This is a genomic window from Streptomyces sp. NPDC007164, from assembly GCF_040634135.1.
Lineage (GTDB): Bacteria > Actinomycetota > Actinomycetes > Streptomycetales > Streptomycetaceae > Streptomyces > Streptomyces sanglieri.
Genome location: NZ_JBEYFB010000001.1, coordinates 444983 through 460284, shown reverse-complemented (window position 1 = coordinate 460284; position 15302 = coordinate 444983). Strand labels below are relative to the sequence as shown.

General features: G+C 70.8%; 14 protein-coding genes. 11 read left to right on the top strand and 3 right to left on the bottom strand.

The window, feature by feature from the left end; all coding sequences use genetic code 11:
• Window positions 1–301: 301 nt before the first annotated feature.
• The 3 genes from ABZ622_RS02020 to ABZ622_RS02010 all read right to left on the bottom strand — a co-directional run bounded on the left by ABZ622_RS02020 (window position 302) and on the right by ABZ622_RS02010 (window position 4127).
• Window positions 302–961 carry a response regulator transcription factor gene (locus ABZ622_RS02020; RefSeq protein ID WP_360539374.1) on the bottom strand — a complete coding sequence of 220 codons (660 nt, stop codon included), beginning with the start codon at window positions 959–961 and terminating at the stop codon, window positions 302–304.
• Between the two features lie 331 nt (window positions 962–1292).
• Complete coding sequence (locus ABZ622_RS02015) at window positions 1293–2648, bottom strand: sensor domain-containing protein (RefSeq protein WP_360539372.1); 1356 nt, start codon at window positions 2646–2648, stop codon at window positions 1293–1295.
• 195 nt (window positions 2649–2843) lie between these two features.
• Window positions 2844–4127: a sensor domain-containing protein gene (locus tag ABZ622_RS02010; RefSeq protein ID WP_360539370.1), complete on the bottom strand. Its 1284-nt coding sequence runs from the start codon at window positions 4125–4127 to the stop codon at window positions 2844–2846.
• Between the two features lie 169 nt (window positions 4128–4296).
• On the opposite strand from ABZ622_RS02010, the gene ABZ622_RS02005 reads away from it, so the two are divergent.
• From ABZ622_RS02005 to ABZ622_RS01955, 11 genes are all read left to right on the top strand, one after another.
• Window positions 4297–4698 (top strand): NADH-quinone oxidoreductase subunit A, encoded by a 402-nt coding sequence (locus ABZ622_RS02005; protein WP_360539368.1) that lies wholly within the window; start codon window positions 4297–4299, stop codon window positions 4696–4698.
• Window positions 4689–5321 (top strand): NADH-quinone oxidoreductase subunit B family protein, encoded by a 633-nt coding sequence (locus ABZ622_RS02000; protein WP_360539366.1) that lies wholly within the window; start codon window positions 4689–4691, stop codon window positions 5319–5321. The genes ABZ622_RS02005 and ABZ622_RS02000 overlap by 10 nt, the downstream gene beginning before the upstream one ends.
• The gene (locus ABZ622_RS01995; protein WP_360539364.1) at window positions 5318–6799 is read left to right on the top strand and encodes an NADH-quinone oxidoreductase subunit C; all 1482 of its coding nucleotides are present in this window, start codon (window positions 5318–5320) and stop codon (window positions 6797–6799) included. Before ABZ622_RS02000 ends, ABZ622_RS01995 begins: the two co-directional genes overlap by 4 nt.
• Window positions 6796–7764 carry a complex I subunit 1 family protein gene (locus ABZ622_RS01990; RefSeq protein WP_072485588.1) on the top strand — a complete coding sequence of 323 codons (969 nt, stop codon included), beginning with the start codon at window positions 6796–6798 and terminating at the stop codon, window positions 7762–7764. The genes ABZ622_RS01995 and ABZ622_RS01990 overlap by 4 nt, the downstream gene beginning before the upstream one ends.
• Window positions 7764–8417 (top strand): NADH-quinone oxidoreductase subunit I, encoded by a 654-nt coding sequence (locus ABZ622_RS01985; RefSeq protein WP_360539361.1) that lies wholly within the window; start codon window positions 7764–7766, stop codon window positions 8415–8417. Before ABZ622_RS01990 ends, ABZ622_RS01985 begins: the two co-directional genes overlap by 1 nt.
• Window positions 8414–9025 carry an NADH-quinone oxidoreductase subunit J gene (locus ABZ622_RS01980; protein WP_360539359.1) on the top strand — a complete coding sequence of 204 codons (612 nt, stop codon included), beginning with the start codon at window positions 8414–8416 and terminating at the stop codon, window positions 9023–9025. Before ABZ622_RS01985 ends, ABZ622_RS01980 begins: the two co-directional genes overlap by 4 nt.
• Window positions 9025–9432 (top strand): NADH-quinone oxidoreductase subunit NuoK, encoded by a 408-nt coding sequence (nuoK, locus tag ABZ622_RS01975; protein ID WP_360539357.1) that lies wholly within the window; start codon window positions 9025–9027, stop codon window positions 9430–9432. Before ABZ622_RS01980 ends, nuoK begins: the two co-directional genes overlap by 1 nt.
• Window positions 9429–11429, top strand: coding sequence for an NADH-quinone oxidoreductase subunit L (locus ABZ622_RS01970; RefSeq protein WP_360539355.1), 2001 nt, complete (start codon window positions 9429–9431; stop codon window positions 11427–11429). Before nuoK ends, ABZ622_RS01970 begins: the two co-directional genes overlap by 4 nt.
• A gap of 27 nt (window positions 11430–11456) precedes the next feature.
• Window positions 11457–13004: an NADH-quinone oxidoreductase subunit M gene (locus ABZ622_RS01965; RefSeq protein ID WP_360540234.1), complete on the top strand. Its 1548-nt coding sequence runs from the start codon at window positions 11457–11459 to the stop codon at window positions 13002–13004.
• Window positions 13001–14653, top strand: a complete 1653-nt coding sequence (locus tag ABZ622_RS01960) for an NADH-quinone oxidoreductase subunit N (protein WP_360539353.1) — start codon at window positions 13001–13003, stop codon at window positions 14651–14653. The genes ABZ622_RS01965 and ABZ622_RS01960 overlap by 4 nt, the downstream gene beginning before the upstream one ends.
• A 94-nt stretch (window positions 14654–14747) precedes the next feature.
• Window positions 14748–15203, top strand: coding sequence for an MscL family protein (locus tag ABZ622_RS01955; RefSeq protein ID WP_360539351.1), 456 nt, complete (start codon window positions 14748–14750; stop codon window positions 15201–15203).
• The last annotated feature ends 99 nt before the right edge of the window (window positions 15204–15302 follow it).

Here is a 15302-nt window from a genome sequence, read left to right as displayed (position 1 = left end):
GGGGCGGCGGCTCTGGTCCCGCCGGCCCGCCGACGGTCCCACTGCCCACCCTACGTCGGTAAGGGTCGCCTTCCCTGGACCGATCACATGGTGGACGCCATTTTGGGACGCGACTTGATGCTGGTTTGTCATGTTTTGCAAGCCCCCCAGCCGTTCGATGAAGACGCTGTGCAGTCATCCTTTGGTGCTAGGCCGCGCTCTCCGGTCCGGGGGTGAGTCCACCCCCGGACCTGGCCGCCACGACAGCCGCGACCGGCTCCCGTGGTGACCTCGACCAGATATCTGACAGGGTGTCAGTTCGTCAGGAGTTCAGGTAGGTCAATACGGCCAGTACCCGGCGGTGATCCCCGTCACTGGGTGACAGCCCCAGCTTCAGGAAGATGTTGCTGACGTGCTTCTCCACGGCACCGTCGCTCACCACCAGCTGCCTGGCCACCGCAGAGTTCGTCCGCCCCTCCGCCATCAGGCCGAGCACCTCGCGCTCGCGCGGGGTCAGCCCGGCCAGGACGTCCTGCTTACGGCTCCGGCCCAGCAGCTGAGCCACCACCTCAGGGTCCAGCGCCGTACCGCCCTGAGCCACCCGGACCACCGCGTCCACGAACTCCCTGACCTCGGCGACCCGGTCCTTCAGCAGGTATCCCACGCCCCGGCTGGACCCGGCCAGCAACTCGGTCGCGTACTGCTCCTCGACGTACTGCGAAAGGACCAGGACCCCTATTCCGGGGTAGTCCTTCCGCAGCCGCACGGCCGCCCGGACACCCTCGTCGGTGTGGGTCGGGGGCATCCGCACATCGGCGACCACCACATCGGGCGGCGCGTCCTGCCCCGCCAGGTCGCTCACCGTCTTGATCAGCGCCTCGGCGTCACCGACTCCGGCGACGACGTCATGCCCGAGATCGGTCAGCAGCCGGGTGAGTCCTTCCCGGAGCAGCACCGAATCCTCGGCGATGACTACTCGCACCCTGTCCTCCACCATGAAGCCGTTGCCCCCACTGTTTGCTGGTCACGCCCGTACATCTCCAGCATCCCAGCATCGGCGGTGTGGTGTCCTCGGCCGCCGGGTGGACTTCATGGGTGGACCTTGCCCGCCCCCGGGTGGATTTCACGGGCGGGCGGCACCCGTCCTCACTGCGCGTATCCCATCCGTCTCACCTCGCGTATCCCGTCCGTCCTCGCGACGCGGATTCCGTCCGCCCTGGCCATGCGGATTCCGTCCGTTCTCGCGACGCGGATTCCGTCCGTCCCATCACGTCGATTCCTTCCGGCCTCGGCCGCGTGGATTCCGTCCGGTCTCAGCCACGCCACGGCAGCTCGGCCGTGATCCGCGTCGGACCGCCCTGCGGGGAATCCACGACCAGCACGCCGTCCACCGCGTCCAGCCGCTCGGTCAGCCCGGCGAGACCGCTGCCCGCCGCCACGTCGGCGCCGCCGCGTCCGTCGTCGGTCACCTGGAGCATCAGCCGGTCCGCCGCCCGCCACACGTCGACCGAGGCGCGGGTCGCGCGTGCGTGCTTGCTCACGTTCTGCAACAGCTCGGAGACCGTGAAGTAGGCGATCCCCTCGATCGCCTGGGCCGGCCGGGAGGCCAGATCCACCTCGACCGTGACGGGGACGGTGCAGCGGGAGGCGATGGCGGAGAGGGCGGCGTCGAGTCCGCGGTCGGTGAGGACGGCGGGGTGGATGCCGCGTGCGAGGTCGCGGAGTTCCTGGAGGGCGACCTTGACCTCGCCGTGGGCCTCGTCGACCATGCGGGCGGCGGCTTCGGGGTCGTCGGTGAGCTTTTCCTTGGCCAGGCCCAGATCCATGGCGAGGGCGACGAGGCGGGCCTGGGCGCCGTCGTGGAGGTCGCGTTCGATGCGTCGGAGGTCGGCCGCGGCGGTGTCGACGACCACCCCACGGTCCGACTCCAGCTCCGAGACACGGGTCGCCAGCCGGGACGGCCCGAGCAGCCCGGCCACCAACGCCCGGTCCACGCTCACCAGACCACGGATGATCCACGGCGTGACGAGAACGAACGCCAGGCCGACCGCACTGGTCAGAGCCATCTCGACGGAGGAGTCGAGGTGGACCTCGTGGCCCCGGTCCGCGTACAGCTGAATGCCGTTGCTGTTCACGTACGCCGGGAAGATCCACTGCCACAGCGGGTAGGTGAACGCGGTCCACCCACACGTCCAGAACGTCACCGAGACGACGAAGGCGAAGGTCGCCCACGGGAGGTACAACAGGGTGTAGAGGAGATGGCGCCAGGACGCCCCGCTCTTGAGGGCCGCGCCCATCCAGGACATCAGGCCGCCGGTCTTGCCGCGCACCGGCGCCGGGGCCGCCACGTCCAGCCTCAGCAGTCCGCGCGCCCGGGCCCGCTCCATCGCGCCGAAGCCCCGGCACATGGCCAGCGTGCCCGCCAGGATCGGCACCCCGAGGAAGGTGATCAGCAATCCGACACCCAGCGTCGCCAGGGTGATCGAGAGACTGAACAGGACCAGGCAGATCGGCAGGCCCAGCAGCAGATAGGTGAACTCGCGCCAGGTCCGGCCCTCGACGGGCGCGCGCAGCGCGGCGGGGAAGAAGTGCTTCACCGGGGGATGGTTCCCGAAACCGGCTCCGGACCGCTGGTGGTCCCGAGTGTCCGGTCCGTATGCCGTGACCATGGGTGCTGTCCGTTTCGGTGGTTTGTGAGAGTGCTGGGTAGCCAGGTGCTCGATGCCCGGTCGGCTGCTCGGTGCCCGTTCCGGCCGTCATGACAAGAGTGCTGTTTCGCGGACCGGCGCACCATGAGGGGGGTATCCCTCTTCGACCGGGGGTTTTCCCCACCTCCGCGCGTCCGGGCTCGGAGCCCTACGTCTTCACTTCCGCGCGCGCGTCCGCTCACGTCCCTGTTCGCGTTTCTGCTCACGCTTCTTTTCACGCTTCTGCTCGTGCTTCTGCTCGGGTGTCTGTGCGGGCTGCTGTGCGGGCGTCCGCTCACGGTCCCGCCAGGGCAGCTCCGCCGTGACCGTCGTGGGTCCGCCGACCGGTGAATCGAGGACGAACAGCCCGTCGACGGCGCCCAGCCGCTCGGCCAGCCCCGCCATTCCCGTACCGCCGTCCATCCGGGCCCCGCCCCGGCCGTCGTCGGTGACCTGGAGCAGCAGCCGGTCCCCGGAGCGCCACACCTCGACGGCCGCCGAACGCGCCGCGCTGTGCTTGCTCACGTTCTGCAGCAGCTCGGAGACCGTGAAGTACGCGATCCCCTCGATGGCCTCCGCGGGGCGCCCCGGAAGGTCCACGCCGACCGTGACGGGGACGGTGCAGCGGGAGGCGATGGCGGAGAGGGCGGCGTCGAGTCCGCGGTCGGTGAGGACGGCGGGGTGGATGCCGCGTGCGAGGTCGCGGAGTTCCTGGAGGGCGACCTTGACCTCGCCGTGGGCCTCGTCGACCATGCGGGCGGCGGCTTCGGGGTCGTCGGTGAGCTTTTCCTTGGCCAGGCCGAGGCCCATGGCGAGGGCGACGAGGCGGGCCTGGGCGCCGTCGTGGAGGTCGCGTTCGATGCGTCGGAGGTCGGCCGCGGCGGTGTCGACGACCACTCCGCGGTCCGCCTCCAGCTCGGCGATCCGGTGCTCCAGCTCGTCGGAGGGCGAGAGCAGCGCGCGCACCATCGCCCGGTCCCCGTTGCTGAGGAGCCGTGTGATGTGGGGGAGCAGCGGCCACAGCACGAGGAAGCTCACGAGCGTCACCCCGAAGGTGAGTACGCCCCAGGGCAGCCGGACGAAGGAGTACAGCACCGTCCGCCAGCCCACCGGATCCTTGAGGCTCGACCACAGCCAGGCGAAGAACCCCCTGTCCCGGCGGGACAGCTCCATCGGGCTCGGCTCGTCGACCGACACCCCGAGCATCGCCCGCGCCCGGCCCCGCTCGGCCTTGCCGATCAGCCGCGCCCCGTGCAGCCCGACGGCGAGCAGGGGCAGACCGATCACCGTGACCGCGAGTGCCACACCGACACCGATCATGAACACCGTGTAAACAAACCAGACAATGGTCAGCGGGAGATTGGCCAGAAGATGGCCGATCTCCTTCCAGGTCCACGGGTCGGGGATGAGTCTGGCGGGTGGTGGCCGGTCGTTGTCCGGCACCGTGGGGCTCATGGTCATATGCCCAGCCTGCCGGGCCGGACCGGCGCACGCCATGGGGCCCGTGGGTGCGGTGAAGTGGGGATAACCCCACCCCTGGTCCGACGCGGCTGCTTACCCTCTCTTTAACAGGGCCTAGACTCCCGTGCGTACGGATCACCGGACGGATTCGAGGGAGCGAGGGGCGGACGTGACGGAGCTGCCGGAATCGACCGTTCTCGCGTCGGACTACTTCCACGCCTATTCAGCGGTCGGACTGCTCGCCGTGATCGGCGTGCTGTTCGTCGCCGTCGCCTTCGGGGCCGGCCGGCTGCTGCGCCCCGTGGTCCCGACGCCGGAGAAACTCCTGACGTACGAGTGCGGTGTGGACCCGGTGGGTGAAGGATGGGCACATACCCAGGTCCGCTATTACGTCTATGCCTTCCTGTACGTGATCTTCGCCGTCGACTCGATCTTCCTGTTTCCGTGGGCGACGGTATTCGCCGCACCCGGATACGGGGCGACCACGCTCGTCGAAATGTTCATCTTCCTCGGTTTCCTGGCCGTAGGACTGCTCTACGCATGGAAGAAGGGCGTCCTCGAATGGACGTGACCAGCCCACAGGCCGGCGAGGGATCCGAATCCCAGCCCGTGCCGACCTTCCTGCCGGAGCCCAAGCGGCTCGGCGTCCTGTCGCGCCTGGCGCCGGAGCCGATGAAGGTGGTCCTGAACTGGGGCCGCCGCTACAGCCTCTGGGTCTTCAACTTCGGGCTCGCCTGCTGCGCCATCGAATTCATCGCCGCCTCCATGGCCCGGCACGACTTCATCCGGCTCGGCGTGATCCCGTTCGCGCCAGGCCCGCGCCAGGCCGACCTCATGATCGTTTCCGGCACGGTGACCGACAAGATGGCCCCGGCCGTGAAGCGGCTCTACGAGCAGATGCCCGAGCCCAAGTACGTCATCTCCTTCGGGGCCTGCTCCAACTGCGGCGGCCCGTACTGGGACTCGTACTCCGTGACCAAGGGCGTCGACCAGATCATCCCGGTCGACGTCTACGTACCCGGCTGCCCGCCCCGGCCGGAAGCGCTCCTCCAGGGCATCCTCAAGCTCCAGGAGAAGATCGCCCGCGAGTCACTGGGCGAGCGGTACGCGACGGGTGGCGGCCGCCCCTCCACCACCGAACTCCGTAGCGGCCTGGTGGCCGCCCCGCCGGCCCCGGGGAGGGGTGACGCATGACCACCACTCCGACCCCCGACGAGGCCGACGAGGCCCCCGAGGCCCCCGAGGCCCCTGAGACCCTTGATGCCTACGACCGCCTGCCGGACGCCGCCGCCGAGCTCTTCGGCGAGGACGCGACGGCGGAGTACGCGTACGACCTGCTGACCGTCGACGTACCGGCCGCCTCCTGGATCGCAGCCCTCGAAACGGCCCGCGACCGGCTGGGCTGCACGTATTTCGACTGGCTGAGCGCGGTCGACGAACCCGGCACCGGCTTCCGGGTCTGCGCCCATGTAGCGGCCCTGGCCGAGGGCCGGATCCGCCGGCTCCTGGTCCGTACGACGGTTCCGCACGAGGCGGCGGTCCTGCCGACCGCCATCGACGTCTACGCGGGCGCCGCCTGGCACGAGCGCGAGACGCACGAGATGTTCGGCATCGGCTTCGAGGGCCACCCGCACCTGGTGCCGCTGCTGCTCCCCGAGGGCTTCGAGGGCCACCCGCTGCGCAAGGATTTCGTACTGGCGGCACGCGTCGCGAAGGCATGGCCCGGCGCGAAGGAGCCGGGCGAGTCGGAACACGGCGGCCCGAAGCGACGCACGATGCTGCCACCCGGCGTCCCCGACCCGAACGAATGGGGCCCCCTCAAGGGCCAGCTCCCACCCGCCCCCTCCCGCCCGACCCGCACCCCACGCGCAGCAGGCGACCGCCCGGCACGCCGCACCCGCAGCGCGAGCGAGGGCTCGGCCGCCCAGCGAACGGCGGCGACGGCTGCGGAAGCGGGCGCGGGTACGAGCGTCGGCGCAGGCGTCGGCTCGGACGCGGGCACTGGCACGGGCACGGGCGTTGGTACGGGCATCGGCGCGGGAGCCGGTACGGGCGCAGGCCCGGAATCGACTCCCGGCCCTGCGGAGCCCGGTCCCACGACTCCTGGCCCTGAGACCCCTGGCCCTGCGACGCCCGGCCCCACGACTCCCCGCTCCTCGACCCCGCGTCGCACCCGCAGCGCGAGCGAGGGCTCGGCGAGCCAGCAGCGGGCGCGGGATGAGGGGGAGCCGGTTACGGAGACCGGGGCGGGGCGTAGGGCGGAGGCGGTTACGGAGACCGGGCCGGAGTCCGGGACGAGGGCCGAGCCGGGCGCCGGGGCTACGGCGGAGGCGAGTGCCGGGGCCGGCGACGCCCCGTGGCACCACGCTCGCCCGGCCTTCGACGCGGATTCCGCCGAGCCCTCCACAGGTACCTCCCAGCCCCTCCGGCGTTTGAGGAGCGGGGGCCCGGGGGCGGAGCCCCCGGTTCGGGAAGGGGCGGGCAGGGGAGAAGCCCCGCGCAGCGGCACTTCCACCCCCACCCCCGACACCGAAACCGACGCCACTCCCGAAACCGACGTCACCCCTGAGCCCGAGCCCGCCCCCTCGGAGACCCCGGAAACCGCAGAAACCTCAGAGGCTCCGGAAACCCCAGCACCCCCCAACCACCCCGCCGGAGGCGATACCGCGTGAACGACGTACTCGACGTCGCCCTCCGCCTGGTCATCGTCTTCGCCGTGTTCATGGTCCTCCCCCTCGTCGTGGGACAGACCGAGCACAAGGTGATGGCCCACATGCAGGGCCGCCTCGGCCCCATGTACGCGGGCGGCTTCCACGGCTGGGCCCAGCTCGTCGCGGACGGCGTGAAGTTCGCGCAGAAGGAAGACATCGTCCCGGCCGGGGCCGACCGCCGTATCTTCCAGCTCGCGCCGGCCGTCGCACTCCTCCCGTACCTCCTCGTACTCGTCGCCATCCCGATCGGCCCCGGCGAGGGCGCGGTCGGACAGGTCGTCGACGCGGGCATCTTCTTCGTGCTCGCCGTGATGGGCGTCGGCGTGCTCGGCTCGCTCATGGCCGGGTGGGCCTCGGCCAACAAGTTCTCCCTCCTCGGGGGCCTGCGCACCGCCGCCCAGCTGCTCGCGTACGAGCTGCCGATGCTGCTCGCCGCCGCCTCGGTCGCGATGGCGGCCGGCACCGTCTCCCTCCCGGGCATCCTCGACGCCTTCGAGTGGTGGTGGCTGCCCTGGCAGATCGTCGGCGCACTGGTCTTCTTCGTGGCCGGCCTGGCCGAGCTGCAACGCCCGCCGTTCGACATGCCGGTCGCCGACTCCGAGATCATCTTCGGCGCGTACACCGAGTACACCGGCCTGCGCTTCGCGCTCTTCCTGCTCGCCGAGTACGCGGGCATCGTCGTGCTGTGCGGACTGACCACCGTCCTCTTCCTCGGCGGCTGGCACGGCCCGTTCGGCGCCGACGGACTCGGCTGGGTCTGGACGCTGCTCAAGACCGCCGTACTCGCCTTCGTCGTCATCTGGCTGCGGGTGTCCTACCCCCGGCTCCGCGAGGACCAGTTGCAGAAGCTCGCCTGGACCACACTCATCCCGCTCGCTCTCGCGCAGATCGCGCTCACCGGCATCGTGAAGGTGGCGATCAGCTGATGGCCGTGCCGCCCCCGCACTCCCGTCCCCGCATCCCCGGATCCGGCCTGGCCAAGGGCCTGGCCGTCACCCTGCGGACGATGACGAGGAAGACGGTCACCGCGCAGTACCCGGACGTCCAGCCCGAGCTCCCGCCCCGCTCCCGAGGCGTCATCGCGCTGTTCGAGGAGAACTGCACGGTCTGCATGCTCTGCGCCCGCGAGTGCCCGGACTGGTGCATCTACATCGACTCCCACAAGGAGACGGTGCCCGCCGCGGCCCCGGGCGGGCGCGAACGCAGCCGCAACGTCCTCGACCGCTTCGCGATCGACTTCTCGCTCTGCATGTACTGCGGTATCTGCATCGAGGTGTGCCCCTTCGACGCGCTCTTCTGGTCGCCGGAGTTCGAGTACGCGGAGACGGACATCCTCGAACTCACCCATGAGCGCGACAAACTCCGCGAATGGATGTGGACGGTGCCGGAACCGCCCGCGCTCGACCCGGGCGCCGAGGAGCCGAAGGAGATCGCCGCCGCCCGCAAGGCAGCGGAGAAACTCGAAGCCCAGCGCGCCCAGGAAGCCCAGCAGGCCCCGCAGGCCCAACAGCCCCAGCAGCAAACCCACCAGCCCGACCAGCCCGACCAGGCCCAGCAGAAAGCAGAGGGGGAGGAGTGACACTCGCAGCCACCGCGGCGCACTCCGCACACTCCGCCCACTCCCTCCTCCTCGCCGCCCGCCCGGACGCCCCGGCCCCCTCCGGCTTCCTCTCCCCGACCGGCGTCGAGATCGCCTTCCTCCTCGTCGGCATCGCCACCCTCGGCGCGGCCCTCGTCACCGTCACGACCAAGCAGCTGGTGCACGCCGCCCTATGGCTGGTCGTGGCGCTCGGCGGTCTCGCCGTCGAGTACCTCCTGCTCACCGCGGAGTTCATCGCCTGGGTGCAGGTACTGATCTACGTCGGTTCCGTCGTCGTCCTCCTTCTCTTCGGGCTGATGCTCACCAGAGCCCCCATCGGCCGCTCCCCGGACGCCGACTCCGGCAACCGCTGGGCGGCCCTCGCCGTGGCCGTCGCCGCCGCCGGCGCGCTCGTCTGGGTCGTCGTCGACGCCTTCCGCACCACCTGGATCGACCTGGACGGACCGGCCCAGGGCTCGACCGAGGCGACCGGCTCCTTCCTCTTCCGGCACTGGGTGCTGCCCTTCGAAGCACTCTCCGTCCTGCTGCTCGCCGCCCTCGTCGGCGCGATCGTCCTGTCCCGCAAGCGCGGTAAGGAGCAGAGCTGATGCACCTCGCCTATCCCGCCGTGCTCGCCGCCCTCCTCTTCTGCACCGGGCTGTACGGAGTACTCGCCCGCCGCAACGCGATCCTGGTGCTGATGTCCGTCGAGCTGATGCTCAACGCCGTCAACCTCAACCTGGTCGCCTTCGACGTCTGGCTCCGCGACGCCCTGCACTCCGGCCAGGCCCTCGCCCTCTTCACCATCGCCATCGCGGCGGCCGAGATCGGCATCGGTCTGGCGATCGTCCTAGCCGTGTACCGCAACCGCGGCAGCTCGGACATCGACCGGCTCCGCGACACCGCCGAGACCGACGCCGCCGAAGCCCTCCCGGACGACGAGTCCGACACCGGCACCGAAGACCAGGCCACTGCTGCGGCAGGGAAGGCAAAGAAGGCAGAGGCCACCGCGTGACCACCACGACCCTCGCCGTCCTCGTCCCCCTCCTCCCGTTCCTGGGCGCCGCGGCCGGCCTCCTCCTCGGACGCACCGCCCCCGGCTTCGTACGGCCCCTCGCCGTACTGCCCACCCTCGCCGCCGCCGTCATCGCGGCCGTCGTCGCGGCCCGCCAGGGCGGCGGCCGGGCCATCGACGCCGCGACCCAGCTCACCCCCACCGGCTCGGTCCCGATCGACCTCGCCCTGCACCTCGACGGCTTCGCCGTCCTCGTCGCCGTGCTGGTCGGACTCGTCGCGACCTGCGTGCAGATCTACTCGACCGCCTATCTGCGCGACGACCCCCGCTACCCCTCGTACGCCGCCCTCGTCTCCCTCTTCACCTCCGCGATGCTGCTCGTCGTCTACTCCGGCGACCTGATGGTGCTGCTGGTCGGCTGGGAGATCATGGGCATCTGCTCGTACTTCCTCGTCGGCCACTACTGGGAGACGCCCGAAGCCCGCGCCGCCTCCCTCAAGGCCTTCCTGGTCACCAAGCTCGGCGACGTCCCCTTCCTGATCGGCCTGTTCGCGCTCGCCGCCGACACCGGAACCTTCCGCATCACCGGCATCCTGGGCGCCGTCGCCCACGGCGGCCTTGACCACCCCACCCTCATCGCGCTGCTGCTCCTCGCGGGCGTCGCCGGCAAGTCGGCGCAGTTCCCCCTGCACACCTGGCTGCCCGACGCGATGGCCGGCCCCACCCCCGTCTCCGCGCTCATCCACGCCGCGACGATGGTCGCCGCCGGCATCTACTTCGTGGCCCGGCTCCTCCCCGTCTTCGCCCAGTCCGGCGCCGCCCTCGTCGTACTCGCCGTGATGGCCGCGATCACGATGATCGGCTCGGGGCTCGCCGCCCTCGCCCAGGACGACATCAAGCGGGTCCTCGCCTACTCGACGATCGGTCAGCTCGGCTACATGGCCGGTGCCCTGGCCGTCGGCGACCGCGGGGCCGCCGTCTTCCACCTCCTGTCCCACGGCGCGTTCAAGGCCGTCCTCTTCCTCGCGGCCGGCGTCGTCATCCACGCTGCCGGGACCAACTCACTGGCCGCCATGTCCCGCATGGGCGGCCTGACGAAGCGCGTCCCGGACGCCTACTGGACGATGACCGTCGCCCTGCTCGCGCTCGCCGCCATCCCCCCGTTCGCCGGCTTCTTCTCCAAGGAAGCCGTCCTCGTCGCCGCCGAGCACACCGCGTTCGGGGACCGGCACGTCGCCCCGGCCGCCGCCGGCTGGACCGTGCTCGTCGCCGGACTGCTCGCCGCCGTCCTCACCGCCGCCTACGCCACCCGCCTCTGGCTCCTCGCCTTCCGGGGCCGCGGCGCCGAGGCCCCCGACCATGGCAGGCAGCCCGTCGCGATGACCGCCGTCCTCTGGGTCCTGGCCGTCCCCACCATCGCCTTCGGACTGACCGTCGGCGCGATCACCGACTGGTTCGACGGACACGCCCTCACCCCGTCCGTGACCACCGCCGTCCTCTCCACGGGTGTCGGACTCGTCGGCGGCCTCGTCACCTATGGCGCCTGGCGCCACACCTCGGCGCTCGCCGCCCGCACCTCCGTCGGCACCGTCGTCGCCCACCCCGACGCCGAACCCGCCCTCGTCGAGGCCCAGGCCATGACGGCACACACCGCCGCCTACGGAGCCGTCGGCGACGCCCCCGACCCGGCCGACCCCGGCCGCCTGCTGCTCGGCCCGCTGCACCGCCCGGCCGCCGCGGGCTTCCACCTCGACGCCCTGTACACGGCGCTGTTCGTCCGCCCCGTCCAGGCCGCGGCGAGGCTCGTCCGCTTCCTGGACCGCGAGGTCGTCGACACCTACGTACGCGGCTCCGGAGCCGTCGCACGCGGGCTCGGCGCCGCCGTCCGCCGTGCGCAGACCGGCAACGTGCAGACCTACCTCAGCGCACTGCTCGCCGGTTCGCTGGTCCTGGCGATCGCCGCCGTCGTCTTTGCCAACGTCAACGCCGGGTCGTGAGCCGTGATCGATATCAGTGAATCCGTGATGCAGTTCCTTCTCGCGTTCATCGTCGTCATCCCGCTCATCGGCGCAGTCGCCGCCCTTCTGCCGGCCCCGCCCGGACTGAAGGGAAAGGACCCCGACCAGGCCGTGCTCCGCCACGGCGTGACCGTCACCGGCGCGATCCTCGTCGCCGCGATCGTGCTCGCCGCGGGCTTCGACCACGACCACCCGTCGAAGATGCAGGCCACCACCGACATCAGCTGGATCCCGGCGCTCGACGTCCGCATCCACCTCGGCATCGACGGCATTTCGCTCCCCCTTCTCGTACTGACCGCGCTGCTGACCTTCCTCTGCGCGCTGTACAGCTACTTCAAGATGCCCGCCGGCCCCTCCCCGAAGGCCTTCGTCGCACTTCTGCTCGTTCTGGAGTCCGGCACCCTCGCGACCTTCGCCGTCCTCGATCTGCTGCTGTTCTTCCTGGCGTTCGAGATGGTCCTCATCCCGATGTACTTCCTCATCGCCCGCTGGGGCGGTGCGAAGAAGCAGGCCGCCGCCTGGAAGTTCATCCTCTACACACTGCTCGGCTCGGTCGTCATGCTGCTGGGCCTGCTCCTCGTCGGACTGAAGAGCGGCACCTTCGACATGGTGGCACTCGCCACTGACAACGGCCGTGGGCTCACCTCGTCCGTGCAGGTCATCGCCGTTCTCGCGATCGGCGTCGGGCTCGCCGTGAAGACCCCGATGTGGCCGCTGCACAGCTGGCTGCCGGACGCCCACACCGCGGCACCGACCGTCGGCTCGGTCTTGCTCGCGGGCGTCCTGCTGAAGATGGGAACGTACGGATTCGTCCGCATCCTGCTTCCCATCACCCCCGACGGGATGCACACCTTCGCGCCGTACCTCGCCGCCTTCGCGGTCGTCGGCATCATCTACGGATCGCTGGCCTGCCTGGCGCTGGTCCGCCCCGGCTCCAAGGGCGACCTCAAGCGCCTGATCGCGTACTCATCCGTCGGCCACATGGGCTTCGTACTCCTCGGCATCGCGAGCATGACACCCACCGGAGTCAACGGCGCGCTCTTCGCCAACATCGCCCACGGCCTCATCACCGGCCTGCTGTTCTTCCTGGTCGGCGCGGTCAAGGACCGGTACGGCACCGCCGACCTCGACACCCTCTCCGGAGCCACCGGAGCCGCGCTCTACGGCCGGGCCCCCCGCCTCGGCGGCCTCCTCGCCTTCGCCGCCGTCGCCTCCCTCGGACTGCCGGGGCTCGCCGGATTCTGGGGCGAGATGCTCGCTCTGTTCGGCTCCTTCGACCCCGCCGACGGCCTCAGCCGCCCGGCCTTCCTCACCTTCATGTCGATCGCCGCGTTCGGCACCCTGCTCACCGCCGCGTACATGCTCCTGGTGGTACGCCGGGTCTGCATGGGTGAGAAGCGCGAAGAGCCGCAGCTCGCCGACGTCCAGACATACGAGTTCGCCGCCTGGACCCCGCTCGTCGCGCTCACCGTCCTCGCCGGTCTGTGGCCCGCCGTCCTCCTCGGCCTCACCGATCCGGCCGTGCAGAAGCTCCTCGCAGGAGGCAAGTCGTGACCCCAGCCGTCGTCACCCCGGGTGTCGTCACCACGGACCTCGCCACCCCGCACCTCCTCACCAGCGCGGCCGAGAACACCACCAGCCTCATCCAGACCGTCGACTGGCTCGCGATCGCACCCCCGGTCGTCGTCGCGGCCATGGCCCTGATCGTCCTGGTCACCGACCTCTTCCTGCCCGAGCACCGCAAGCCGCTCCTCGGCGCGCTGACCATCGGCGGGCTGGTCGCCGCCCTGGCCCTCCTCGTCCCGCTGCGCGCCGGCGACCGTTCCACCTTCTGCCTCAACGAGGCTGCCACCGGATCCGGCGGCGCCGGTGCCTGCAGCTACACCGCCGACCACTTCGCCCTGGTCATCCAGGCCCTCGTGCTCGGCGGCGCCCTGCTCACCGCCCTGCTCTCGGTCGGCGACACCCGCAAACTCCCCGCCGGGGAGTTCTGGTTCCTGCTGCTGTCCTCCGCCTCCGGCGCCGCACTCCTGCCCGCCGCCCGCGACCTCGCCACCCTCGTCGTCGCCCTCGAAGTCGCCTCACTGCCCGCGTTCGCCCTCGTCGGCATCAAGCGCGGCGACCGGCGGTCCTCCGAGGCGGCGCTCAAGTTCTTCCTCTCCTCCGTCGTCTCGACCGCCGTCATGCTGCTCGGCGTCAGCTTCGTGTACGCGACCACCGGCACCCTGCACCTCACCGAGATCGCCTCCCGGCTCGACGACGTACCCGGTCAGCTGGACACCCTCGCCAAGGCGGGCGTCGCCCTCACCCTGGTCGGCTTCGCGTTCAAGACCGCCGCCGCGCCCTTCCACTTCTGGGTCCCCGACACCTACATCGGCGCCCCCCTGCCGATCGCCGCCTACCTCTCGGTCGTCGGCAAGGCGGTCGGCTTCTCCGGCCTCATCCTCGTCACCGTGATCGCGTTCCCGGCGTACGCCGACGTCTGGGGACCGGCCCTCGCCGTCCTCGCCGCGCTCACCATGACGATCGGCAACGTCGCTGCCCTGCGCCAGAACGCCGGCCGGGCCCGCAGCGCCGTGCGGCTCCTCGCCTGGTCGTCCGTCGGCCAGGCCGGCTACCTCCTGGTGCCGATCGCCGCCGCCGCGTACTCCAGCGACGAGCACATCGGCTCCACCGTCGCGTACGCCCTCATGTACGCCGTCGTGAACCTCGGGGCCTTCGCGGTCGCCGCCCTGGTCGCCCGTACCAGCCCCGGCAACCGGCTCACCGACTACCGCGGCCTGTACGCCACCCGCCCCCTCGCCGCCCTGGCGATGGCCTTCTTCCTGCTCTGCCTGGCCGGTCTGCCGCCCGGCATCATCGGCCTCTTCGCCAAGGTCACGGTCTTCTCCGCGGCCGTCGACGCCGGACTCGGCTGGCTCGGCGTCGTCATGGCCGTCAACGTGGTGATCGCGCTCTACTACTACCTCCAGTGGACCGCGACACTCTTCCGCGCCCCGGAGAAGTCCACGGCAGCGGCCCCGGGAGAAGCCCCGGCACAGCCGCACGACGAGACCCGGCCGGAGGCGGTCGCACCCGCTCCCACCAGGCACCGAGTCCCGGCATCCCTCACCGCCGCGATCGCGCTCACCACCGTGGCGGGCGTGGTGCTCTCGGGCGCTCCGCAGACGGTCCTCCGGTTCGCCGCCGTCAATCTCTTCTGACATACCGAAGATCGGTTTGCCCGGAACGGCCCGTACAGGGCAAGGTCTTGCCCGCACACCCCCCACACCTACGCATTACAGAGGAGCAAGAGCGGTGCTGAACGGGTTCAAGGACTTCATCCTGCGCGGAAACGTCATCTCCATGGCCATCGGTCTGGCCGTCGGAGCGGCGTTCACCGCGGTCGTCACCGGATTCAGCACGGCCTTCATCACCCCGCTGATCGGCCTCGCCACCGGTTCCGTCGGTGACTTCAGCTCGGCGGAGTTCTCGGTCGAGGGCACCATCTTCCCGTACGGGAAGTTCCTCGCCGCCGCCATCGCCTTCCTGATCACCGCCGCCGTTCTCTACTTCTGCGTCGTCGTGCCCATGGCGAAGGTCCAGGCCCGCTTCGTCAAGGCGGAGAAGCTCGACATCAAGGCCGCCACGCGCGACTGCCCCCGCTGCTACACCGAGATCCCGGCCATCGCCTCCCGCTGCGCCCACTGCACCAGCGAGATCAAGCCGGACCCCACGGCCCTCGAAGTCGCCGGGCTCCCCGCCCAGCGCTGAGCAGAGCCGGGGCCGACCGGCACACGTACGGCCACTGACCCGTACGGCCCAGAGCCTGATCCGGCCACAAGCGCCGGACAGGTCCGGCCCTGCGGTGGT